This window comes from Caldicoprobacter sp. (assembly GCF_047459465.1).
In the GTDB taxonomy this organism is placed as follows: domain Bacteria; phylum Bacillota; class Clostridia; order Caldicoprobacterales; family Caldicoprobacteraceae; genus Caldicoprobacter.
In genome coordinates this window covers 1-3,919 of sequence record NZ_VSCO01000151.1, presented here as the reverse complement: position 1 = coordinate 3,919, position 3,919 = coordinate 1, and the positions used below count along the sequence as shown (strand labels likewise).

3 protein-coding genes are annotated in these 3,919 nt (G+C 46.0%); all 3 read left to right on the top strand.

All coding sequences use genetic code 11. The features are described from left to right. The coding region (locus FWJ59_RS08385) for a glycoside hydrolase family 3 C-terminal domain-containing protein (protein ID WP_414481492.1) at positions 1 to 1,428 on the top strand (1,428 nt) is incomplete at its 5' end. Between the two features lie 176 nt (positions 1,429 to 1,604). Next, positions 1,605 to 2,486 (top strand): VIT1/CCC1 transporter family protein, encoded by an 882-nt coding sequence (locus FWJ59_RS08380; RefSeq protein WP_414481491.1) that lies wholly within the window; start codon positions 1,605 to 1,607, stop codon positions 2,484 to 2,486. Positions 2,487 to 2,668: 182 nt separating this feature from the next. After that, entirely contained in the window at positions 2,669 to 3,838 is a 1,170-nt protein-coding gene (locus FWJ59_RS08375; RefSeq protein WP_414481493.1) for a serine hydrolase domain-containing protein, read from the top strand. The last annotated feature ends 81 nt before the right edge of the window (positions 3,839 to 3,919 follow it).

Below are 3,919 nucleotides of genomic sequence, written 5' to 3'. Positions count from 1 at the left end.
GGGGCAATTGAAGATATACATAAGCACCACAAGGTGACCAATACGCCGGAGGAGTCGGCGGCATTGGCTGTCAATGCTGGGTGTGACCTCTGTTGCGGTAGAGCATTCAATAGCCTGGTTAATGCGGTGAAGCAGGGGCTTATATCCGAGGAAGCAATAGATAGAGCCGTTAAACGCCTATTTAGGGCACGGTTCAAGCTCGGAATGTTTGATCCACCTGAGAGGGTGCCTTATGCTCAAATACCTTACGAAGTGAATGACTGTGAGGAGCATCGCAGGTTAGCCCTTGAAATGGCGCGGGAATCAATTGTATTGCTCAAAAATGAGGGTGGTTTGCTGCCGCTGAGGAAAGACTTGAAAGCCATAGCGGTAATTGGTCCTAATGCCGATGACTTAAAAGTGTTGCTGGGCAATTATAACGGTATGCCTTCTAAATATGTGACTGCTCTTGAGGGCATACGCGCCAAGGTTTCGCCTAATACCAGGGTATATTATGCTCAAGGATGTGACCTTCTAAATAAAGAGGATACTTCCTGGGGGCCGAAGGCAACAGCGGGTTTTGCCGAAGCGCTAGCTGCCGCTCAGAGAGCAGATGTGGTTATCATGTGTTTGGGACTGTCGCCGGATTTTGAGGGCGAGGAAGGCAACGCGCACAAGTCCGAAGCAAATGGCGATAGGGTCAGCTTGGATTTACCGGGCATGCAGGAAGAGCTGCTAAAGGCAGTATGTGCCACCGGTAAGCCGGTTGTATTGGTGCTTTTCAGCGGTAGCCCGGTGTCCATAAACTGGGCGCATGAAAATGTGCCTGCCATATTGCAGGTGTGGTACCCGGGAGAAGAGGGGGGTACTGCAATCGCAGATGTGCTTTTTGGAGATTACAATCCCGCTGGGAGGCTGCCTGTCACCTTTGTCAAATCTGTGGAACAGCTACCACCATTCACCGATTATAGCATGAAGGGAAGAACCTACAGGTATATGGAAGATGAGCCCCTATATCCATTTGGATATGGATTGAGCTACACGACTTTTGAATACAGCAATTTAAGGCTTAGTGCAGAGGTGATAGAAGCTGGACAGCCTCTTACCGTTTCCGTAGACGTAAAGAATACGGGAAAAATGGCCGGAGATGAGGTAGTGCAGCTGTATTTGAAAGATTTAGAGGCATCGGTAGATGTACCTATTCATGAACTCAAAGGATTTGAAAGGGTCAAGCTCCAGCCGGGTGAAAGCACAACGGTTACCTTTACGCTGACACCTAGGCAGATGGCCCTTATAGATAATGACGGCAGATGTATTTTAGAGCCAGGAAAGTTTAGGGTGATGGTAGGTGGCAGGCAACCGGATAAGAGGAGTGAAGCTCTTGCTGGTACTGCCATTCTGACAGGGGAATTTGAAGTGATAGGAGAAAAGATTGAATTGGAATATTAAATGAGAAGAGGATAGGATAACATTCTAAATACCCTGCAATTTCAGATTGCAGGGTATATATTTTAATTTTTTTGCAGGAATTTTATCAAATCTATAGAAGTCTAAAGTATAGGCTGAATTAAACAATATGGTAGAAACTATTGGCGCTTTGATCTCTGCTAAAGGAGGAAGTGAATATGGGTTTTATGGAGTTAACCCATCGCCAAAAAGAGGCCATTCTTATGGCGCAGAAAAATGAGATTACCGAATATCACATCTATACCAAATTATCGGCTTCCATAAAGGATCAGCATAACAGAGAGGTTTTAGCCGAGATAGCCAATGAAGAGCTGGCACATTATAGATTCTGGCAAAGGATTACCCGACAAAATATAAAACCCAATAGATGGAAGGTATGGCTGTACTTTATAATTTCAAGGATATTCGGGCTTACGTTTGGCATCAAGTTGATGGAAAAAGGCGAACGACGAGCTGAAGAGGTGTACGCCAAGCTGGCAGATACCATGCCCGAAATCCATAAGATCATCCAGGATGAGGATAGGCATGAAAAGAAGCTTGTGGACCTGATCAATGAAGAGCATTTAAATTACGTTGGGTCAATGGTATTGGGGCTTAACGATGCTCTGGTGGAGCTGACCGGGACTTTGGCAGGATTGACCTTTGCTCTGCAAAATACCAGGCTGATCGCCCTTAGCGGTTTTATAACGGGAATAGCGGCCTCCTTTTCGATGGCAGCTTCCGAATATTTGTCGACAAAGTCTCAAGAAGGGGACCAAAGCCCCATTAAAGCGGCTACCTATACAGGTATCGCCTATATTTTTACGGTGCTGTTTCTCATCTTCCCATATTTGCTGTTTGGACATTACTTTTTATGTTTGTGCCTAACGGTCATAAACGCCGTGTTGGTAATACTCATATTCAACTTTTACGTTTCGGTGGCCAAGGATTTGGACTTTAAGAGGCGTTTCCTGGAAATGGTATCCATAAGCCTGGGGGTGGCAGCCTTAAGCTTTGTCATCGGCTTTTTGGTGAGGGTTTTCTTAGGAGTGGAGGTATAAAAACAAGGATAGATTAGAATTTGAAGCAGCATAAATTGCACAGAAGCATCTTAGAGCCGGGCAGTTTAGGGTGATGGTCAGTGGCGGGCAGCCCGATAAGAGGAGCCAAGTGCTTGCCGGCAGTACCGTTCTTGACGGGAAACTTTGAAGTGGTACCAGAAACGATGGAAAGGAGGATAAAAATGGCCAAGTTTGACGATTTATCCAATCTGTTAAAAAAATTTGTGGAGGATGGGCTTCCCGGGTGTGGCTGCGCCGTAGCAAAGGATGGTAAGATTTTGTATGAAGGCTATTTCGGCTATGCAGACCTAGAGGAGAAAAAGCCTATCACCGAGGATAGCGTCTTTCGCATTTTTTCCATGACCAAGGTGGTGATCTGTACTGCTGCTTTGATACTCTTTGAGAGGGGAAAATTTTTGTTGCATGAGCCCATTTATGAGTATTTACCAGAATACAAGGATACAACAGTATTTGTTACCGATTCGGAGGGAAAGGTCCACGTGGAGAAAGCCAAGAATCCTATGCTGATTAAGCATGCCTTTACCATGGCGGTGGGCCTGCCATACCACTTTGGAGATTCGCCTACGGCAAGGGAAATGCGAAGGGTAAAGGAAGAGCTGAAAGCAAAATACGGGAAATATGATATCGTAACAGAGGCGAGGGCGATGGGGTCGGTTCCTGTTGCCTTTGAGCCCGGTACCCGCTGGCTATATGGGTATGGCCATGATATACTTGCAGCGCTAATCCAGGTGATATCGGGTAAGACGGTGGGAGAGTTTCTATACGATGAGATATTTGGCCCTCTGGGGATGGACAGCACAGGATACCGCTTCCACGGCGATATTAAAGAAAGAATGGTTTCCTGCTATAAGAAAAACGAAAATGGTACCTGGGAAAAAGTATCAGGATTCTTAGATGAGTATCATCAACCCGATGCTATCTATGAAGCAGGAGGAGCTGGCCTGTATTCTACAGTGAGGGACTACTTAAAGTTTTCACAAATGCTTGCCAATGGTGGATGCTATAATGGGCACAGGATAATTAGTAGAAAGACCATAGATTTGATGAGGACCAATCAGTTAAACGAGCAGCAGCTCAAGGACTTTAACTTCAACAATCCTTATTTGGCGGGGTATGGATACGGATTGGGAGTTAGAACGCTGATGAACCCGGCTGAGGGCAATTCCAATAGTTCGGTCGGGGAATTTGGATGGACCGGAGCCCTGGGTACTTACGTTTCCATTGATCCCAGCGAAGGCTTTTCGGTAGTTTATATGCACCAGACCATTCCCAATATGGAAGTATATCATCATTTGCGCGTAAGGGCGGTAGCTTACGGCTGTTTGAGATAGGCCGGTCTATTCCGATGAGAGGTTAAAGAAAGGGGTGATGGGATATGAAGGGCTCATAGACGCCAAGAGATTGTGAGAAAA